Genomic DNA, 20566 nt, shown 5'->3' with positions numbered 1-20566 from the left:
TCCTATTCTGAAACTTTGGGAAGCGGAAGAGCTAGGCGTACTCTTTTGACCGCTGGTGAATAGGTAGCAGAAGAGGATAATGAAGCAAGCAGACGATCCGCTAACAAAATCTGTGAACGCCCCTGCTCAGATGCTTGATTAAATGCCACTTCCATAGAAATGGGCTGCTCTGTGGCATTTATCAGCTGTGCGGCTGCTTCATTAAATCCCTCACTCTGTAATAATTCTAGGAGAATCCTGCTCTTAGTCACTGTGTAGTCTGGAAGATGAGCGTGGAACCAACCGTAAATCTCACTCTCGCGACCTGCACATTTCAGGGCTCGTAGTAGCCGGGCAATGACGGGAGTCGGTTCGGGATGAAGCTGTGCGGTTTTGGTGTAACAAGCAATGGCTTCGGTCTCATCACCCATCTCTTCACATAATTGACCCAGCGTATAATAGGTTAAAAATGAACCGAATCCAGCCTCAGTATGGTAGCCGGGAGGAGCAGCTCCGATGACCAGCGCTTGTAGCAACGCTACTTTGGCTTCTGCAAAGGCACCTAATTGTAAGAGTAGAGCCCCTTTGATATGAGCTAAGTCTGGGTAATCCGGATGTGAGCTAATCCCACGGTCACAAGCTGCAAGCGCTCCAGGGTAATCTTTTAATTCTGCAAGCGAGCGAATTTCGTATTTGTGCAGCAGGTGGATGTAACTTGTATCAGGCGGTGCCTCTTCTAGTGATTGTTGGATATGTTTTAGAGCAGGTTGATACTCCCCCAAACGCATATACTCAACAGCCATATTAAAATGGTGGAAAGGATCTTTAGGATTTAACCTTAGCTGCTCTTTCAGCAGCTCGACATTTCGTTTGATTTTATCTTTCTTGACCACCACCCCTTCTGCGTAACCATAATGATGGATGACTACAGTGGTCAAATGCATCGGTGCCTGGGGTGTAGCTGTTATGATAGCCTCAGCGATCTGTTCGTGAATAATACCGCTAAACCGGTAATTAGGGCGATTACGAAACATCCGAATAATCGGATTGACGGTGATCGTCTGTGAAGCGGGGGTTAGCCCTTTATGATTATGAATGCGTAGGAAAAATGCCTCGTACTCCATATGCTCGGCACATAGCAGTAATTCTCCCTTGCTCTCCTCACTTAATTCCTCATCTCCATCTAGAACGAGAATCCATTGTCCATGGGCCTGCTGAAGACCTGCGTTGCGGGCAGCAGCAAAGTCGCCGCTCCAAGGGTGTTGTATGATTTTGGCCCCGAAGCTTAGGGCAATTTGAACCGTAGCGTCGGTGGATCCAGTATCGACTACAATGATCTCATCGACGACTCCGCGTACGCTTTTTAAACATTGGCTTAAGCTATCTCCTTCGTTCTTAACGATCATACATAAGGAAATTAGTGGCTTTCTTCTTGAACGGTTCATAGGGATGACCTCCCTTCGATCTGACGGAAGCTCCACTTTGTGTGCCAAGGTGTACGATTCAGCAAGGAAATCGATTTACGAATAGCTCTGATATCTTCCTGAAATGGGCCATGAACAGGGGGATCGTTTAAGCTTTGTAGAGCATCCTCCATACTCAGCTTCGCTTGCTGAAGGTAACAGAGGGATAAGCCGATCCTTGCGGATTCATGCTCAGGCTCTTGTTCCAGCGCTTGCTGAAACCATTCACTGGCTTCGGAATAATGCCCTTTGTCAAAGATCATCTCACCAATATAAAAAAGCACGCTTGCATCGGCGGTCTTATCACGAACAAGTACAATAAATTCCTCTCCTGCGGCCTGCCAATTCCCTTCTTTATATAATGCTGTGGCAAATTCAGATCGATAAGCAGGGAACAGGTCTACTAAAGTATGACTAAGTGTGAGCTGATGCAGCTTTACGGATTGCCCGATGAGGTCTGAAAGGAGTGAGGCATATAAGTGATCTACTTCTATTTCTATTGGACATGCCTCTTGTTGTCGTTGGCATCGTGCAATGTATTCCAGTCCAGAACGGAGTTCATTTGTTGCATGAATGAGCAGGTCGTTTTTGAATTCCCCAAATTGCTCCCATTGGCAAATGGCCCAAAGGGTATACCACTGCTTTTGATCCTCTGAACTATGGTTACCTTGGGAAGCAAGTGAGATCATCTGCCTTATAGCCGTACATGCTTCTTCCAGTTTACCGGTGATGATGAGTGATGAGATGATCCCATTTGCAGTATCCAATTCCAATGGAAAAACATCTCGGGATAAGGTTCTAATAGTCTCATAAGCATTTATCTGATATAAACTGTCGATGATCGCGGATCTACTGGCTGGAGTTGTTGGCGGGACGAGTTGGATCAGTAATGTGGCTATTTCCTCATCGGGTACAGCTAGGTGTTGAAAAGCAGCAGCTATCCCCTGCAAGGCGGGCGTATATAAAGCATGGTGTTGAAGTGCACGGTGAAAAAACCTCGCAGCATCTTCCTGAAGTCCAAGCCGCTGTGAAATTAAACCCATGTAGTATAGCGGACGAAAGGTGCTCATTCCTTGCTCACATACATATTTTCCGCTAAGTCCCTCATGTTCAGGAATGGACTCTGCACGTTGATAGGCTAATAGCGCACGCTCCAAAAGTCCCTGGCGCTCCAAAGATTGACCTAATAAAAAATGCAGATCTGGGTAGTCGTCATAACGCTCCAGTTCCACCATGAGTAAGGGATCAATCGCATTTGTTTTTCCTTGAGCATGATAAATTTTACAGAGATCTCTAATCATCGTAGGTCGATAGGAGGCTTCAAGTGCTACATGCTGGAGCGTTTGACGAAGCAAGGTCTCCGCTTCCTGAAGTTGACCGTCCTGGCAGTAGTTTACTGACAAATTGTAGGAGTGGAATGGGTCTGCTGGATATTCGGATAAAGCTAATTGCAGCAGGTGCCTATTTCGGTTGATTTTATCTTTTCGTGCCATGATTTCAGGCAAATATCCAAAATGAATAATTTCAAGCTGACTGTGTTCAATCGCTGAGAGGTTATGTTTGCTTAGGATTGAAGTATCAATGCCCTCATGAATTCTTCCACTATAACGATAACCCTGTCCATTTCGGAATAAGCGAACTGCACTGTGCTTTACCCTATCTTCGGGTAATACGCCTACCCAATTATCAATGTTCACTGTAAAAGCCTGAGCTTGTGTGTTCTGCAGGAGGCTGCGAAGTTCTGTAAGTGTGTTTCGCAGGCACTCATCGGCATCTAGGACTAGAATCCAATTCGTTGAGGCATGAATGAGCCCTTCATTACGAGCTGCAGCAAAATCATCTGTCCAATCCCGTTGGAAGACTCTAGCCCCGTGTGCTTCGGCTATAGCTATGGATTCGTCGGTAGAACCCGTATCGATCATGACAATTTCGTCAACACCAGCTACGCTTGCGAGACAGTGGGGCAGGAGATCAGCTTCATCTTTTACGATGAGGTGGACGCCAAGCGTAATATTATTCACGGTTGTTCCTCCTTGGAAGGCATTATGTGTTTGTTGCACATATGTAGATCTGCTGTAACATAAACGCTTTCGGCGTCCTTATAGTTAAAGAAAAAGCACATGGATATCCATGTACTTTTTCTTGTTACAACATATGATGATCATCTGGATTACGTGCCCTGAGCATTGAAACTTACATTGATCGTGGATGCAGAGCCTGAATTCGCTGATTGGTAGGATAGGCGGGTATATTTCAGGAATCTGGCTGGTACTATGACATCGACAGAACCTGCTGCTAAAGGATTATCTCCCGTTGTATCGACGAAATAATTTGTTCCATCCGCACTGATTTCTACGCGTGTGTTGACTGGATTTGCCCCAGTATTATTGATGAAGAAGGAATACGTTCCCAGCACACTCGTAGTAACAGCTGGCAAAGGCGTATAGGTATTAGCCGTCGTAATGCCTGTAGTCGTCTGTTCAATAAAGCTGCGTTGTGAAATAGAGGTGACACTACTTAGTGTACCGGCAGTAATCGTAGCGCCAAGCACGCTGGTGATGGTACCGTTGAGGATATTTGTGACTGTACCTGCGGAGGACAAAGTACCCGCAGTGATCGTAGCACCAAGCACGCTGGTAATGGTGCCGTTAAGGATGTTGGTAACTGTACCTGCGGAGGACAAAGTACCCGCAGTGATTGTAGCACCAAGCACGCTAGTAATAGTCCCGTTAAGGATGTTGGTAACTGTACCTGCGGAGGACAAAGTACCTGCTGTTATGGTCGCCCCAAGCACACTAGTGATTGTACCCGCAGTAATTGTAGCGCCGAGTACACTGGTGATGGTGCCTTCGAGAATGTTAGTAATTGTACCTGCGGAGGATAACGTACCCGCAGTAATTGTAGCGCCGAGCACGCTGGTGATAGTGCCGTTTAAGATGTTAGTAACTGTACCTGCGGAGGATAACGTACCCGCAGTAATTGTAGCGCCGAGCACGCTGGTGATAGTGCCGTTTAAGATGTTAGTAACTGTACCTGCGGAGGATAACGTACCCGCTGTTATGGTCGCCCCAAGCACACTAGTGATTGTACCCGCAGTAATTGTAGCGCCAAGTACACTGGTGATGGTGCCTTCGAGAATGTTTGTAACTGTACCTGCGGAGGATAACGTACCCGCAGTAATTGTAGCGCCGAGCACGCTGGTGATAGTGCCGTTTAAGATGTTAGTAACTGTACCTGCGGAGGATAACGTACCCGCAGTAATTGTAGCGCCGAGCACGCTGGTGATAGTGCCGTTTAAGATGGTGCCTTCGAACTGTACCTGCGGAGGATAACGTACGCCGAGCACGCTGGTGATAGTGCGTTTAAGATGTTAGAACTGTACCTGCGGAGGATAACGTACCCGCAGTAATTGTAGCGCCAAGTACACTGGTGATGGTGCCTTCGAGAATGTTAGTAACTGTACCTGCGGAGGACAAAGTACCCGCAGTAATTGTAGCGCCAAGTACACTGGTGATGGTGCCTTCGAGAATGTTAGTAACTGTACCTGCGGAGGACAAAGTACCCGCGGTGATCGTAGCGCCAAGCACGCTGGAAATCGTACCATCTAGGATAATCGTTGTTAGATTTCCGCTTGGATCTGTAGTGAGCGGATGATCAATCAGCGAAGCATCCCGTCCGAATATAAGCGTTCGCAGATTATCAGGATTCGCTTGAAAAGAGCTATAGTTAGGCAAAGTTCCTCGTCCCTTCCTTGTAAATGATTAAGTTATACCTAAAGACTGGGCTTGGACGTATACACAATATTGCTTGTCAATACCCTTTGAGTGTAGCGTGGAGCGGAGATTCGAGTTATTACTTTAAGAATCGATTCAGCACTAGCGCTCTCGCTTCTTTTAAAGCCACAGTCTCTTCTAAATCTATAAAACAATCAAAACGATTCGGGCGGTTCTTCAGACGGACACTAGCAGGGTGATCTCCCTGATTCTTAACTGCATAAGAGATCATCGTTTTAGTTCCGTCTTTTTCTATTTTATTTTGCTGCACTTTTTAAGCTCCGGGCTGTTATGGACTTCATTTCACCTCCAACGGGTATCCTGGAACTCTATCCATAAAAAGGCCCAAACCGTCGTTTGAGCCTTGAGCCTAAAAAACGCAGCCCAATAAGCCGCAAACCGATAGGGACAATCCTTAGCCATTCGAATGGTGTGATATTAATATATGGTGGGAAATAGGGGGTGATTGGGCTGAAAAAGCAAAAAAACGCACATTCCCACAACCTGTTACAGAGAGCGGCATAAAATGAGAGTAAGCTTAAGTACGGGGAGGATATCTCATGCCGAACGACTCAGTATTCAATCAGAGCAGCCAGCCGCTTTTTACAGAACAAGTCAACACGTATGTCGCACCTGGTATAGATTCAGCTCCTGAGGGGGGAGCGGCTAAAGCGGGGTTATTGTTTGGAATCCCATTTACTTCTACAGTAACGACGGCGGCGCCGTTAGTTATTCAGATTAGTAATCCGGGAGGAAGCGGACGTACATTGTATGTATCCCGTGTTACTGCCAGCTCAGCGACGGCGGCGGTTACTTTATCACTACTTCGGAACGCTACGGTCACCGGAACTACCGTCACGCCGATTAATTATAATTTTGGCAGTGCGTTAACTAGTGTTATGACTGCTAGAACCTCAGCTGCTGCGCCTACTGGAAGTCCGGCCACGCTAGTATCTCTATTGCTCGCGGTCGGTCCGGTCATTGTTGATTTTACAGGACAAATTGTTGTTCCTCCCGGAAATTCCATCACTACATCCATAACGATTGCATCGGGGTCTTCAGCAGCGACGACATCTATCAGCTGGTGGGAATATTAGAAACAGGAGGGGATAATTATGCCTAATCAATTTGTATTTAATGACAACAATCAACCTCTTTTTGTAGATATGGTGAATACCTTCCAATCTCCAGACATTAGCGCACCGCCTGAAATAAGCGCTTCGCAGGCTGCCGTCTTGTATTCTACCAACGCCTCCGCTTCAAGCTTGGTCGTGCTTAGTCTTATTTCCGCAATCACCTCTATTCGGATTAGTAATGCTGTCGGCAGTGGGAAAACTGTTTATATCTCACGTATAAGCGGCAGTATCGGCGGTTCTTCTCTGCTATCGGCAATGTCGGGAAGCTTTACAATTGTAAAAGGTGGGACGGTAACTTCCCCTACCACCTTGACGCCAACGAATAATAATTTGGGCAGCGTAGCCACGAGTGCGATGACCGTTCAGTCTTCCACGGCAGCTATTAGCGGGGGGACGACGCTTTTCAATTATCAATTGGCACCGGGGGCGTTTACACAGAACTTTACGGGCAGCATCATTGTTCCACCGGGGACTGCTATTTGTGCTAACGTAACCTCATCCAGCTCCGCTGTAGGTTTAACGATTACCTCAGTGCTGGGTCTTCTTTGGTGGGAACAATAGAGTTCTTGCTTTGAGCCTTTAACAGAGCTGAACCTTGACATCACTAGGTTAAGGTTTTACATAAATGTATGGAATGTATAGAAAATTAAGGGGATTGGCATTATACAATAAAACTGTAAGTCAGATTGGAATGTGAAAAGAGGGACAATTATGGAAAGTTGTTTATTTATTCATGGCTTTACCGGAGGTGAGCATGAAATCTCGCCCTTGTCCCAGTTTATGGAGCAGCATAATTACCGTTCCAGAACATTTACTCTGAAAGGGCATGGAGGGAGCAGAAATGATCTACTGCATTCAGATCGACATGATTGGCAGCAGAGTGCTGAAGATGAATTGACAGAGCTGCTAAAGACGGATGATGGCGTTCATCTAATCGGATTTTCAACCGGTGCGCTTATTGCTTCTCATCTTTCTGTACGGTATAAACCCTGGATCAAATCTCTTACTTTATTATCCACTCCCGTATTTCCGCTGAATCCCGTGGAGATCCTTAAGACGCTTGCGAGCTTTTCCATGCTAAAAACGTATATTAATAAATTCACTTCAACGCCCCCAAAGGCGACGAGAGAGTTTCAACGACTGGTCCGAGAGAGTTTTTCAATCTATCCGCATATTGAGACTCCAACTCTAATTGTGCAGGGAAAACGAGATCATCTGGTGAAGACTAGAAGCGCAGACTATTTGCAGCATACAATCCCTACCACTCAAAAACAGGTACTGATGGTGGATAACAGTGGTCATATGGTTTGTCATTGTGATGATAAGGACCGGATCATGAACGAAGTACTACATTTTATACAAAGTGTGGGAAGCTGAGCATAAAAGGTAAATAATTAATCCTAAAGAGCCCCGATTAAGGAGGCTCTTTTTCTTGTGAAGTTTAATTTTTTATAGCTTGACAACGTATTCACAATCATGGTAATTTTTAGTTGGGAAACCGGTTTCCCTAAAATTATTTGTTTTTTGTGTTAAAGACGTTAAAAACATTAGAGACATCACTGGGCGGGCTTGGTTTTAATCAAGGTTGTAGGTTTTAGAGTGTTATGAATACGCTTTAATAAGAGAGGGAGATGCACGCAATGAAACGTAGGTTATGGTATGTACCCGTTCTAATTACATCTATTCTTCTTTCTACCGTGATTAACTTGTTTGTCTTAACACCGCAAAAGGCTGAAGCGGCCAGCATCGGCACAATTAATGAGAATGACACGATTTATCAGATTATGGTTGACCGATTTAATGATGGAGACACTTCCAACAATGCTACTGGTGCGGCAATTCGCTATGGAGAAAACTCTGAGGAAGATTTCCGTTATATGAAAGGCGGAGACTGGCAGGGGATTATCGACAAGCTATCATATATTAAAAATATGGGTTATACCGCGATCTGGATTTCCCCAGTGGCTGAGCCACAGATGACTAATCGGGAAAACAACGGTACCGGTAAAAATACAGCCTATCACGGATACAACGTTAAGAACCCTAACGCTGCCAATCCGTACTTCGGTACTAAGGAGAAGCTGAAGGAGCTTGTGGATTCTGCACATGCGCTTGGCATCAAAGTGGTAATTGACGTTGTGCCAAACCACGTAGGCGATTATATGCTTGGTACCCAAGCCTATTATGATATTCCATCATTGCAGCCAGTGGCTCCGTTCAATAATCCAGCATGGTACCACCATAATGGAGATATTAACTGGTCTCTAGCGGATGGGAGATATGATCAGTGGGCACAGGATTACTTAGAGAATCATGATTTGGGCGGGTTAGATGACATTGATTTCGATGTTCCTGCGGCTAAGCAGGCGATATTCGATTCAATCAAAGGCTGGTTTGATTATACGGGCGCTGACGGTGCACGTGTGGATGCTGCCAAGCTGATGAAGCCAACAGATATTGGTGAACTACAAAATTATCTGGGCGTTAATACCTTTGGCGAGAATTTCGACGGAAATGCCGAATTTGTCTCACGTTGGGTCGGAAACAACAAGGAATGGGGCATGCTCGATTTCCCAATGTTCTTCTCCGTGCTTAACAGCTTTGCTTATGGACAGTCTTTTGAGTCCAATATCAAAAGCACCTTGGCACAGGATTCCTACTACAACGGGAATGCCAATCACATGGTAACCTTTATCGACAATCATGACCGCAATCGCTTTCTAACGGAAGCCGGTGGAAGCGTTGATAAGCTGCAGAATGCTTTAACCTTTATTTTTACAGTTCGTGGAACACCGGTTGTCTTCCAAGGAACAGAGCAGAACAAAGGCAATGGCAACAGTCAGATTATGACGGGTGGTATTGCTGATACTTGGAACCGCTGGTCTATGGTGAAACGGGATGCAAGCGGAAACGTGATTGAGAACTATTTTAATGAAAATGCCAGCACCTATAAGCACGTAGCCAAACTTAATGAGATTCGTAAAAATAACCCAGCACTACGTACAGGTACACAACGTGAAATGTGGGCTGCACAGAACTTATATGCCTTCTCACGCCGCATCGACAGTGGAACGAATCAAGGCCAAGAAGCAATCTCCGTATTCAGTAATCAATCAAACGGCTCACAAACAGTAACTATTCCATTGCGCGCTGAGAGCTCATTAACCGTAGGAACAGTTTTGTATAATCAATTGAATACTGCAGATACAGTGACTGTACAATCAGGCGGAGTAACTGGAAAGCAAATTACTGTAACTGTAGGTGCGAATTCAGCCAAAATCTATGCGAAACAACAACAACCATCAGAAACAGTTCCTCCAACTACTCCAACCAACGTAACCGCAACGGTTCAGAATGCATCTAGCGCTTTGATCAGCTGGACAGCTTCTACCGATAATGTGGGCGTAACTGGATATGAAGTTTATCGTAACGGTGTCAAGGTAGGTACAACGGCAACTACATCCTATACGGATAATGGTTTATCCGTTAGCACTGCCTATAACTACACGGTAAAAGCATTTGATGCCGCAGGCAATCTATCTCTTCTTAGTGCGATTGCGTCTATTACAACACCGGCAGGGAACAGTGTCACGATTTACTATAAGCAAGGTTATACCTCGCCTTATATTCATTATCGCCCAGTAGGAGGTACATGGACGACATCTCCGGGTGTGGCTATACCTGTATCTGATGTAGCCGGATACAACAAAATAACGATTAATATCGGCTCCGCCAGCCAGCTTGAAGCATGCTTTAACAACGGCAGTGGCACATGGGACAGTAACGGGGGCAGCAACTATCTATTCGGTACAGGAACCTGGACTTATACGCCGACTGGAAGTATCACGTCGGGTGGACCAGTAACGCCAACACCAACAGTGACGCCAACACCAACACCAACACCAACACCAACACCAACACCGACACCAACGGTAACACCAACACCAACGGTAACGCCGACACCAACACCAACGGTAACACCAACACCAACAGTGACACCAACGCCGACACCGACAGTCACTCCAACGCCAACGGCAACACCGACTGGTAACACCGCAACGATCTATTATAAGAATACGGCATATAGCAGCTCGTACATTCATTACAAGCTAGATGGAGCGACAGTCTGGACGACGGCACCTGGTGAACAGCTTCAAGCTTCTTCTTTCCCAGGATACAAGTCGATCACAATTCAGCTAGGCACTGCAGCCGGACTGACCGCAGCCTTTAATAATGGCAGTGGTACATGGGATAACAACGGCAGCAGTAATTATCATTTTGCTGCTGGAACCTGGAGTCTGGTGAACGGAAGTATCAGCGCAGGGGAGCCTCAAGCAGACAGTGTGACATTCCGTGTAAATGTTCCAGCGTCTACTCCGGCGAGCGGACCTGTGTATCTCACCGGTACCTTCAACAGCTGGAATGCGGCGGATCCAGCTTATCAACTGACCAAAGGTAGTGATGGGGTATACTCCATCACACTGAGCTTGCCAGCAGGAACAGCGGTGCAATATAAGTTTACGCGGGGCGCTTGGACTAATGTGGAGGTAAACTCGAACGGCTCGGACATTTCCAACCGAGCGCTTACTCCTGCAGGCGGCGCACAAACAGTGAATCTAACCGTGCAGCGTTGGAAAGATCTATAATTTGCTAGTCAACTGAATCATAATACCTTTCACAAGCTAAGGAGCGGCCCCTCACGGGAGCCGCTCCTTAGTAAGCAGATGAAGCTCTTTCATTGCAAATAGTGCAATAGAATCTCTCTATTAGAACTGGAAGAATGAATCTACTGTACTATGTGCAATAGAATTCAGGTGGATCGCTGTTTTTAGACGATTTACTGAGAGTTGACTGCACATAGTGCAATAGAATTGAATCTGATCCGTTTTACAACGAATTCTATTGCATCAATTGCAATCAACCCTATTCAAGTCCCATTAAATCCAATTGAATTGCATTAAGTTCCGGTGATTCGGTCTCGAACGAGTTCAATCCTCCATCTATTCATTCTCTCTAAGCAGAATAATTACGAAGTTCCTCCAGAGAATTTGATTCTCATCGTAGATTCACGGGGGATAAGTTCCGGCTCCAGCAGCAAATGCTTGTGGGGCATATCAATGCTCCGAATGCGCTCCATCAGCAGCTGGCCTGAAGATACACCCAGCTTGAACGTATCAATATTAAGGGAAGTTAAAGGAGGTGTTGTATAACGGGATAGCGGATATTCATCGAAAGCGGCGATGCCGAGTTCTGATGGAACATCAATTCCGAGTGCTTTTGCGGCTTGAAGCACCCCAAAGGCTACATAGCTGTTCATACACACTACAGAGTCTGGCCGTTCCTCACGTTGCAGAAGCTCAAGCGCAGCATGATAGCTGTCATGTTCATCAGCCTTGCAGTTGATGATCCATTTCTGGTGAACGGTAAGATCTGTCTTCTGTAACGCTCTTAAGTATCCACCTAGGCGATGGGTATAAATTTTTTCCTGCTGCTGTCCGCCTATGAAGGCTATTTTTGAATAACCCTGTTCTACGAGATGCTCCGTCAGCATGCTGCCGCCTGCTTCATTATCAAAATCAACCCAGCTTCCGGGGGCTATAATCTCTCCAATGGAGATGTAAGGAAACTCCAGTCGATTCAGTTCTTCAGATAGTGCTTCTGTCAGTACAGAATTGTTGGCAATAATTCCGTCGACACGTTTACTAAACACAAGCCTATTTAGAAAATGGCCTTCTGGACTGCTATGTTGCACGTTGGAAATGGTCAGCTCGTATTTTAAAGGTGCAATTACGCTCTCAATTCCACCAATAATGTTGTAGAAGAATTGGTTTAGAAACTCACTTTCTTTAGACATATCGACCAGTAGGCCAATATTATAGCTGCTTTGTCTGGCTAATCCAGTAGCGATACTGCTAGGTGTGTAGTTCATTTGCTTCATAATCTCTCGTACCTTGTGTTTTGTTTCCTGTGATATTTTCGGGGAATCATTTAGTACTTTAGATACAGTCGATTTGGCCACATTGGCTGCTTTGGCAATATCAGAGATGGTTACTTTCATCGTCGTCCCTCATAACTTGAAAACGGTATTTGTAACCATAATAACACAAATTTAGCAGTCTCTCTAATGATGAATGAACCGATAGATAGAACGATAAAAGTATAGAAGGAGTTTATAAGTTATGCCTCAATCATGGTTTATATATCATACAAGTGAAGATCCATTTGCCTACCCTGTAGGTACAGGGACCCTTAAGCTCAGACTATTTACGCAAGCTGGACAGCATTTATCCTGTACCGTAATCCACTCGGATCGTTATGATTCTCCGGGACAAGAAGTTCCTTTGCAGATGGAGCGGATTGGGTCGGCCGGTATTTATGATATTCATGAAGCAATTATCCACACTAGCACTAGAAGATGCAGATATCTATTTCATATAGCGAATGCAGCAGGGCAGTATGTTTGGTATGGAGAGAGGGGTGCGTCGGAGAATCGGGAGCGTGCAGGCTCTTTTCAATATGCATACCTTCACCGTTCTGAGGCTTTGAAATTACCTTCATGGAGTCAGGATGCGGTGACCTATCAAATTTATCCTAATAGCTATAATGGTGGAACTCTAAAGGGCATTTCGGACAAAATACCCTATCTGCAGCAGCTTGGTGTAAATACTATTTACATGACGCCTGTATTTGAGTCTCCTTCAGAGCATAAATATAATACCTCTGACTACTATAAAATCGACCCTGCATTTGGCGATACAGACGGATTGAAGGCGCTCGTCAGTGAGGCGCATCGTCATGGAATTAAGGTCATTCTGGATGCCGTGTTTAATCACTCGGGAGATCAATTTTTTGCTTTTAAGGATGTAATGGAAAAAGGCGAGCAGTCCCTGTATAAAGACTGGTTCTTTATTCGTTCCTATCCAGTTGTACAGACGCCCGCACCGAATTATGAGACATTCGCCAAAGCTGAAGCGCATATGCCAAAGCTGAATATGGATCATCCCGAGACGGCTGATTATATGATTAATGTTGCTAAGTATTGGATTCGTGAAACAGAGATCGACGGCTGGCGTTTAGATGTAGCGAACGAGGTCAACCCGGCTTTTTGGTCTCGCTTCCGGCAAGAGCTCAAGTCTGAATATCCTGAAATCCTACTCATCGGAGAGATCATGCATGCTTCTGGGCCATGGCTTAGAGGAGATCAATTTGATGGTGGCATGAATTATGTTCTTCGGGATGCCGTGCTGGAATTTTTTGCAGAGCAGACAACGGGACCAGATCGCTTTATGGAGCAATTACTCCATCAGGAGGCGTTGTATAATGACCAGGCGAATTCAGCTATGTTTCAGTTGCTTGGCAGTCATGATACGCTTCGCTTTCTTACAGCATGTAAGGAAGGGGGACGTGGCTGGGATCGGGTGAGTACCGCAATTCAACGAATGAGGTTGGCAGTTTTTTTTCAGATGACCTATATCGGTATTCCGATGATCTATTATGGGGATGAGGTTGGAATGGAAGGTGCTACGGACCCTCACTGTAGAAAAGCTATGGTATGGCAAGAGCAAACTCAGGATACAGCGCTGCTGAAGTGGTATCAAGAACTGATTTTTTTAAGAAAAAGCTGCGATATTCTAAGAAGAGGCACGTTCCGTCCTTGGTTCTCAGATGAAGTCCGTAATGTCCTCGGTTATATCCGGGGTGTGGGTCAAGAGAAAATAGGGTTAATTATCAATAATTCTCCGAATGCGTTTGAGCTTGAGCTTAGTGCATATCGTTCAGATAAAAATGTGTTAACTGATCTATTGTCAGGAGCTACTTTTAAAAATATTAACAAGCTTACAGTGAGCATTGAACCGTTTGGCTGTTTAATGTTGTATTAAAATAGTATAAGGCCTCTTCCAAAGAAGGGGCCTTATTGTTCATTAAGAAACGGATGTCACCTCAAAAGGACATCGAAGCCGTTTCTATATAAAAATATAAGAAAGTATAAGCTTCACGCTATACATTATCCTTATATCTCTCGCATAAACGCCAACCGTCCTTTAGGGATGCTGAAGGCGTTATTCCTTGTGTGTGGCACTTTTTTTATTTTTGCTCTTTAGGTCTCTATACTCCTGATTTTCCCATTGTTTTAACAACGGAAAAGGGTCAAAAGCCCATTCAGTAATCCCACGGTCACGGTAGATACCAAAATGTAGATGTGGCGGGAATTTCCCTTGTGTTCCTGGATTACCGTAGCCTGAGCTGCCTACCCAGCCGATGATTTCCCCCGGTGAGACAATATCTCCACGTGAAATGGATTTGTTGTATCCGGATAAGTGAGCGTAATAATGGTAACGATTTTCGATATCGCGAATTCCAATTCGCCAGCCACCATAGCGGTTCCAGCCTTTAGTTTCCACTAAGCCAAAGCAGGTGCTGCGTACCGGCATGCCTTGTGGTGCAAAGAGGTCAGTCCCTTCGTGGATACGTGCTCCCCCCCAGCTTCTGCCAGTTCCCCAAGTGCTACGGTAAGAATAGGAATTACTTAGGGGAAGCGGAAAAGCATTACCTGACAGGTCAAGCCGCCCAAAATGTTCATAGAGCTTGGCGAACTGAGCTATGCGCTGAGAGGCACGGCCATTGTGATAATACTCCCAAATACCGATACTGAAATCATTAGCTGAATCACCATATTTCTGTAAGTGTTTAGCCATACTATATAGAACATCAGCATCATTCTTTGAATCAGCGATTCCGTCTCCTGAGCCATCACGGCCAAAGCCGTTAAAGAAGGTGATGGATTCCGGGGAAGTATCCTCTTGATCCGGATTGAGTGGGCCGGACCATACGGGTGCTGGAATCATGATTCCTGTAAGACGGTTAGTGACGGGCTTGTCCGAGGACCCTTTTTTGGCGATGGTGCGTTCATATTGATCAATGGCGGCGAATCTAAACCAAGGGATTCCAGTGGCTGCACTCATTTGATCATAAATCCCTCTACGTGCAGTCCATATGGATTCCTTGCTAGCATTAACGGGATCGCCGCTGCTTTCCACCGGTTGGACTGTAGCCTGTACTGCAGCTGCCGGAACGGGAAGGCCTAAACCACCCCAAAGGATAGCGGCCGCGGACAGACACAACATCGTTCTCCGGTTATTAGTATTCTTAAATAGGGCCAGCAAGATAACAGCCTCCTTTTGTCCGGGCGTAGAATTGAATGTAGGCACTTCGGATAAAGCTTTTATTATAGATTGAAGCAAAAAGCTATTTTTTATCCGTTCTTGTCTAAAGGTACCAGTAAATTCTCTGCCGGAATCGAAGTTGGCATGCCCTGCATATTTCACAAAAACAGGCAATTGTAAAGCGCACATGGTATAATATGAGGCAGCATCTTTCATCTGCAGCACCACATTCAGGAGGAAGCGGGGTTTATTATTTTGACGAATAAAACAGCAAAGCAGCCTAAGCCGGATTGGATTAGAATCAAGCTAACTACCGGTGATAACTATCAGGAAATCAAGAGCATGATGCGTTCTAAAACTTTACATACCGTATGTGAAGAAGCTAGATGTCCGAACATTTATGAATGCTGGGCCAATCGAACGGCTACCTTTATGATTCTTGGTGATATATGTACTCGCGCATGCCGTTTCTGCGCTGTGAATACAGGGCTGCCGACAGAGCTGGACCTTCAGGAGCCTGAACGTGTAGCAGAAGCTGCAGAGGGAATGAACCTTCGCCATTGCGTGGTGACCAGTGTAGCCCGTGATGATCTTGCGGATGGTGGCGCCCAGATTTTTGCTGAAACGGTAGCGGCAATTCGTAAACGCCTTCCGTTATGTAGTGTTGAAGTATTGATTCCAGATTTCCTGGGAGAACGAAATAGTCTAGAGATTGTCATGAACAGTAATCCAGACATTCTTAACCATAATATTGAGACAGTGGAACGGATGTCAGACCGTGTGCGGGCTAAAGCGAAGTATCGCCGTTCGTTGGAGCTACTGCGTAGAGCCAAGGAGATGAAGCCGGACATTCCTACCAAATCAAGCATTATGCTTGGAGTCGGTGAAGAGTGGGATGAAATTTTACAAGCAATGGATGATTTGCGAGCCGTAAATTGTGATATATTGACTTTAGGACAATACTTACAGCCTTCTCCAAAGCATTTAAATGTGGAGAAATATTATCCACCGGAGGAATTCGCACTGCTCAAGGAAGAGGGGCTAAAGCGTGGCTTCAGCCATGTGGAATCAGCCCCGCTTGTTCGCAGCTCTTATCGTGCGCATGAGCAGGTGAAATCTGCCGCTCAAGCTCGTGAGGAACGCGCAGTTTCTTCTAGTTAATTTTTTGAAATAGTGACAAAGTCACAAAAAGGTTTATTAAGAAGAGGGTTGAAGGAGCGATAGCGTTCTGAAACACTCAGCCCATAGGTTACACATAAAAAAACGTTGATTTGAGTCATTGGAGAGAAATGTTGGAGCTGCAGGAGCGTTAGCGTTCGCCTTTGTTGATTTATTTCAACCGCTGATGCGGTTCAAATAAAAGAAATTAATCAACAACAGCGACCGAAAGCCCAATATTTCTCGGAAATGACGGCATAATCAACGAAAATACTTTCCTTCGAAAGGCAGGCGGCAAAAGGTTTGATCGTTATAGGCGGAAAAGGCTACGAACTTATGTTAGATCATAAGGATGGTTGGAATCCGGAGGCGTTTCGCGGAAGATATAGCGAAGTGCTGGAAAGATACGACTATATTATTGGTGACTGGGGTTACAGTCAGCTGCGTTTGAAAGGCTTTTACCGAGATAACCACCCTAAGGTGAATCGGGATACAGCGATTTCTGGCATGGTCGATTATATTAATGAATATTGCAATTTTGGCTGCGCATATTTTGTGTTGCATAAATTAAAAGAGGTACCACAAGAAGGCATGTTCAAGGATATTCTAATCAAAGAAATACCAGAACCGAGTGAGGAAGAAGATTCGGAGCTAGAAGCTGAGGATCATGATGGAGTGGCTATAGATAAAGAGTTCTCTTCTAAAGAAACGTCATCTAAGCCAGCTTCGAATTCATCTGCTGCATTTAAAGAGATGACTTCTGCTAAGGAAAGACCTTTAAGAGAACATCAAAGCCGAAATCACCGGGGTAAGGATTCGCAGGGGAAGAAGTCCAAAAAGGAATTTCAAAGCAGACCACCACAAGGTCAATCTCAAAAGCCCCAAAACACACAAAACACACAGAAGCCTCAAAATAACCAAAATGCACAAAACGTAGAGAATTCAGAATCTTAAAGATGAAAGCTGACCATAAGTAGAGAACTTCTACGAGTGAGACAGCTTTTTTCTAAATATAAGGATAATGTATAAGTTTCCACTATACATTATCCTTTTTTTATCGCATAAACGACTACCGTCCATTGGGACGCCAAAGGCGTTTTTTGCTTTTTTGAAATGGATATTGTACAACAATAAAGGCAGCAACCCTCCATCTCTGGAGAATTGCTGCCTTTTCATATCGTTATGGATTATTTTACAGATAATTTCAATTGCTTCTGTGTAGCATTGTAACTCCACACGAGTGCGGGGAACTTTTTCTTAAAGGCATTTAATTCAATGTAGGTCTCACCATTCTGGGATAGCGCCTCTTTGGAGGAAATCGTAAAGCCAGTGGAATTGCCTGCTCCGCTCTTTACGATGACCTTTTTATTCTTGGCATCCCATGTGACCTCACCCTCGATAAGTGCAGCCAGCACAAGCGAAGAAGCATAAGTTTTATCGCCCTGCTTCACAAGACCGACATTACCAGCAAAAGGAACGCCATTGATATTTAAGATGTGATGATCTCCGGTGACTTCTAAAGTCTTCATTCCAGCAATCTGCAGGGCGGTAATCAGCTGTGCGGTTTTGCCTTTAACCTCAATATCCGGTGTAAGACCGATATGATTAAAGTCTTCTTTCTTAGGGGTCAGATATTTCTGCGTGGTTAATTTCAGCATGTCGCCATTAGACACCTTAATTAGGCTTTGAATACGCGCTTTGCCGTAAGAACGAGTGCCTACGACAGTTGCCAGCTTGTTATCACGCAGGGCCCCAGTAAGAGCTTCAGATGCACTTGCAGTATATTCGTTGGTTAGAATTACGACGGGTACACCGATTTTGCTGCCACTAGTAATCGTTACAGGAGTTAGTGCGCCACTTTGATCAGAGGTATACATCATAATGCCTTTATCCATAAAGCTAGAGGCGATGTTGTATGCCGAATCCATATAGCCACCCAAGTTATCACGTAAATCTAACACCATGGATTTCATTCCTGCTGCACGCATCTTCTTTAGCATAGCAGCAAATTCTTCATCAGAATTCTGGGTGAAACCACTGAGCGAAATATAAGCAATCTTCGGTCCAATGAGGGTTCCAAAAACGGAAGTCGAATTTAATTCATTTCGGGTGACAACATAATTTTTAGAGACGCCATTTCTGAGAATTAATAGGGTTACCTTGGTGCCTGCGGCTCCACTGAGTTCGGTATCATCCGTTTCGTCAACGGGGATTCCGTTAATTTTGAGAATCGTATCTCCGCGTTTCAAGCCTGCCTTTTCTGCAGGAGAACCTGGAGAAATTTCTTCAATGTAGAGTTCTGTCGGCGTATATTGTAATTTAACACCGATGCCAACGTATTCGAGATCAACCGCATGTTCAAATTGCGCCGCTTCCTCGGAATTGAAGTATTGGCTGTATGGATCGTCCAGTGTGTTCACCATGCCGTCAATGGCTCCGCGAATCAAAGTATTCTTATCTACATCTGAAAGGTTATAGTTCTCTAATAGCTTCATTACTTCATTAATAAGATCACTGTTGTCTGTAGAAGCTTGAACGGCATCTGCAGCAGAGGCTACAGGAGCAAATGTAATAGATAAAGCCAGACAGCTGGTTAACAGTGCGCTTATTACTTTTTTCGATTTCATGGAATCAAACACCCTTTTTATTAGGATTTCACAAGTTTATTGTAGACGTTATATGTGTTATCGATTGTCCATACACCGGTATCCGACTTGGATAGAATGTAGATAAGGCCCTGCTCATAAGTCTCCTCTTCACTAGCTTCCTTGTCTTTGCTTTCAACATATATCGCTGCTTCTTTGGCACTGTAAAAATAGACATTTGAAATGCCTGGAGTATAGGTAATATCGTACGAAGTGAAGAAATCATCCAAATCTGCCTTGAGAGAAGAATCATATTCTTCACCATATGAAGTCATCGTGGAAAGAACTGCTGTAAGATTCTCTTCGTTCATTGCTTGATAATACTTGGTAATAGTTCCTTTAATAGCATCGGCATCATTTTGAGGGATGTTGGCTGCTGTTTTTAGGGCTTGTTCGCGAGAAAGGAGAATGGTCGAGCTTTGGGATTCCACGGATGATATCTTCCAGCTTCCATTCTTGCGGACCAGGGTATATACGTATTCATCCTCTGTATCTGGAGTATAAGCCCCGCCTGTTCTGCGAGAACTTTCAAGCGTATACACAGTGGCTTCGTTAGCTTTAAGGTCGAGGATTTCCAAACTATCAATAGTATTCTTTATGTCGAAAACTTTAAAAGATTCATTGAGCTCTGCCACTGATTCCGCGTAAGAGGAATCCGAATCCATGAGGGAGTAGTAGCTAGTCGCTTTTTCTTCATTGAAATACTGATTAGATAAACGGATTAATGCTGTAATGGCTGCTTCGTCCTTATCTTTGGAGACAGGAGTAGTAATCTGTACACTTCTACTGGTGGAATTCCAGACGGCTGTGCCTCCTGTTGCCTCAGCGATAAAACGCAAAGGGATGTATGTAGTGCCAGCTGATGAGACTGGTGCGGTCGTTAATTTTTTAACGGTTCCGTTAACAGTTGCGCGGTTGCTGCCAATCTTGAGGGTAATTGCAAGATTTGAACTTTTACCTGTTACGGTTCCAGTCTTGGCATCCCAGAGAACTTGAAGTCCAAGCTTCTCAAAGACGACCCGGAAAGGTACGAGTACAGAATTGTTTGCTAAGTATGGAGATCCAGCGGTGAAGGAAACCTTACTCCCGTTAATATACACGTCAATCGGTTTTGAAGCTGCAAAAGCCGGGACCGCTAGTATAAGGGCCAGTAGACTTATGCTTAAGAGGGATAATAATCTTTTCAACAGTACTCTCTCCTTTTATGTAACTCTTTGTAAAATAGCCTCATTATACCATTTGACTTCT

Annotated in this window: 16 protein-coding genes and 1 pseudogene; 8 read left to right on the top strand and 9 right to left on the bottom strand. The window is 44.8% G+C overall.

The annotated features are described in order from the left end of the window. Window positions 1-2: 2 nt before the first annotated feature. From NST74_RS25025 to NST74_RS25005, 5 genes are all read right to left on the bottom strand, one after another. Window positions 3-1424 carry a tetratricopeptide repeat-containing glycosyltransferase family 2 protein gene (locus NST74_RS25025; RefSeq protein ID WP_341115033.1) on the bottom strand — a complete coding sequence of 474 codons (1422 nt, stop codon included), beginning with the start codon at window positions 1422-1424 and terminating at the stop codon, window positions 3-5. Next, complete coding sequence (locus tag NST74_RS25020; protein ID WP_341115032.1) at window positions 1421-3463, bottom strand: glycosyltransferase family 2 protein; 2043 nt, start codon at window positions 3461-3463, stop codon at window positions 1421-1423. The genes NST74_RS25025 and NST74_RS25020 overlap by 4 nt, the downstream gene beginning before the upstream one ends. A 149-nt stretch (window positions 3464-3612) precedes the next feature. Further along, the gene (locus NST74_RS25015; RefSeq protein WP_341115030.1) at window positions 3613-4788 is read right to left on the bottom strand and encodes a DUF6385 domain-containing protein; all 1176 of its coding nucleotides are present in this window, start codon (window positions 4786-4788) and stop codon (window positions 3613-3615) included. A 16-nt stretch (window positions 4789-4804) separates the two neighbouring features. Further along, window positions 4805-5176 carry a hypothetical protein gene (locus NST74_RS25010; protein WP_341115028.1) on the bottom strand — a complete coding sequence of 124 codons (372 nt, stop codon included), beginning with the start codon at window positions 5174-5176 and terminating at the stop codon, window positions 4805-4807. A gap of 118 nt (window positions 5177-5294) precedes the next feature. Next, window positions 5295-5486, bottom strand: a complete 192-nt coding sequence (locus tag NST74_RS25005; RefSeq protein WP_341115026.1) for a DUF6385 domain-containing protein — start codon at window positions 5484-5486, stop codon at window positions 5295-5297. A 289-nt stretch (window positions 5487-5775) separates the two neighbouring features. On the opposite strand from NST74_RS25005, the gene NST74_RS25000 reads away from it, so the two are divergent. The 5 genes and pseudogenes from NST74_RS25000 to NST74_RS30040 all read left to right on the top strand — a co-directional run bounded on the left by NST74_RS25000 (window position 5776) and on the right by NST74_RS30040 (window position 10997). After that, entirely contained in the window at window positions 5776-6312 is a 537-nt protein-coding gene (locus NST74_RS25000) for a hypothetical protein (RefSeq protein ID WP_042130933.1), read from the top strand. A gap of 18 nt (window positions 6313-6330) precedes the next feature. Then, window positions 6331-6912, top strand: coding sequence for a hypothetical protein (locus tag NST74_RS24995; RefSeq protein WP_341115025.1), 582 nt, complete (start codon window positions 6331-6333; stop codon window positions 6910-6912). A gap of 150 nt (window positions 6913-7062) precedes the next feature. Then, on the top strand, window positions 7063-7728 hold the full coding sequence (locus NST74_RS24990) for an alpha/beta hydrolase (RefSeq protein ID WP_341115024.1): 666 nt from the start codon (window positions 7063-7065) through the stop codon (window positions 7726-7728). A gap of 254 nt (window positions 7729-7982) precedes the next feature. Beyond that, window positions 7983-10184: pseudogene (locus tag NST74_RS24985) on the top strand (alpha-amylase family glycosyl hydrolase); the annotation flags it as partial. A gap of 159 nt (window positions 10185-10343) precedes the next feature. Next, complete coding sequence (locus NST74_RS30040) at window positions 10344-10997, top strand: carbohydrate binding domain-containing protein (RefSeq protein WP_445668212.1); 654 nt, start codon at window positions 10344-10346, stop codon at window positions 10995-10997. A 380-nt stretch (window positions 10998-11377) separates the two neighbouring features. Here NST74_RS30040 and NST74_RS24980 read toward each other — a convergent pair whose 3' ends face one another. After that, the gene (locus NST74_RS24980; RefSeq protein WP_341115021.1) at window positions 11378-12409 is read right to left on the bottom strand and encodes a LacI family DNA-binding transcriptional regulator; all 1032 of its coding nucleotides are present in this window, start codon (window positions 12407-12409) and stop codon (window positions 11378-11380) included. Between the two features lie 121 nt (window positions 12410-12530). Here NST74_RS24980 and NST74_RS24975 point away from each other — a divergent pair, with 121 nt between their 5' ends. Next, the gene (locus NST74_RS24975) at window positions 12531-14231 is read left to right on the top strand and encodes an alpha-glycosidase (protein WP_341115019.1); all 1701 of its coding nucleotides are present in this window, start codon (window positions 12531-12533) and stop codon (window positions 14229-14231) included. 180 nt (window positions 14232-14411) lie between these two features. On the opposite strand, the gene NST74_RS24970 is transcribed toward NST74_RS24975, so the two are convergent. Then, a complete protein-coding gene (locus tag NST74_RS24970; protein ID WP_341115017.1) occupies window positions 14412-15704 on the bottom strand; it encodes a M23 family metallopeptidase in 1293 nt (430 codons plus the stop codon). 66 nt (window positions 15705-15770) lie between these two features. Here NST74_RS24970 and lipA point away from each other — a divergent pair, with 66 nt between their 5' ends. Together lipA and NST74_RS24960 are read left to right on the top strand one after the other, a co-directional pair. After that, window positions 15771-16676: a lipoyl synthase gene (lipA, locus tag NST74_RS24965; RefSeq protein ID WP_076121202.1), complete on the top strand. Its 906-nt coding sequence runs from the start codon at window positions 15771-15773 to the stop codon at window positions 16674-16676. Between the two features lie 300 nt (window positions 16677-16976). After that, complete coding sequence (locus tag NST74_RS24960) at window positions 16977-17627, top strand: YutD family protein (RefSeq protein WP_341115014.1); 651 nt, start codon at window positions 16977-16979, stop codon at window positions 17625-17627. Window positions 17628-17860: 233 nt separating this feature from the next. On the opposite strand, the gene NST74_RS24955 is transcribed toward NST74_RS24960, so the two are convergent. After that, a complete protein-coding gene (locus NST74_RS24955; protein WP_341115013.1) occupies window positions 17861-19300 on the bottom strand; it encodes a S41 family peptidase in 1440 nt (479 codons plus the stop codon). A gap of 20 nt (window positions 19301-19320) precedes the next feature. Next, on the bottom strand, window positions 19321-20505 hold the full coding sequence (locus NST74_RS24950; protein ID WP_341115011.1) for a copper amine oxidase N-terminal domain-containing protein: 1185 nt from the start codon (window positions 20503-20505) through the stop codon (window positions 19321-19323). Window positions 20506-20566 lie beyond the last annotated feature (61 nt).

Origin of the sequence: Paenibacillus sp. FSL F4-0125 (assembly GCF_038008565.1) — a bacterium.
Classification (GTDB): domain Bacteria; phylum Bacillota; class Bacilli; order Paenibacillales; family Paenibacillaceae; genus Paenibacillus_AQ.
This window is presented reverse-complemented; position numbering and strand designations above follow the sequence as displayed.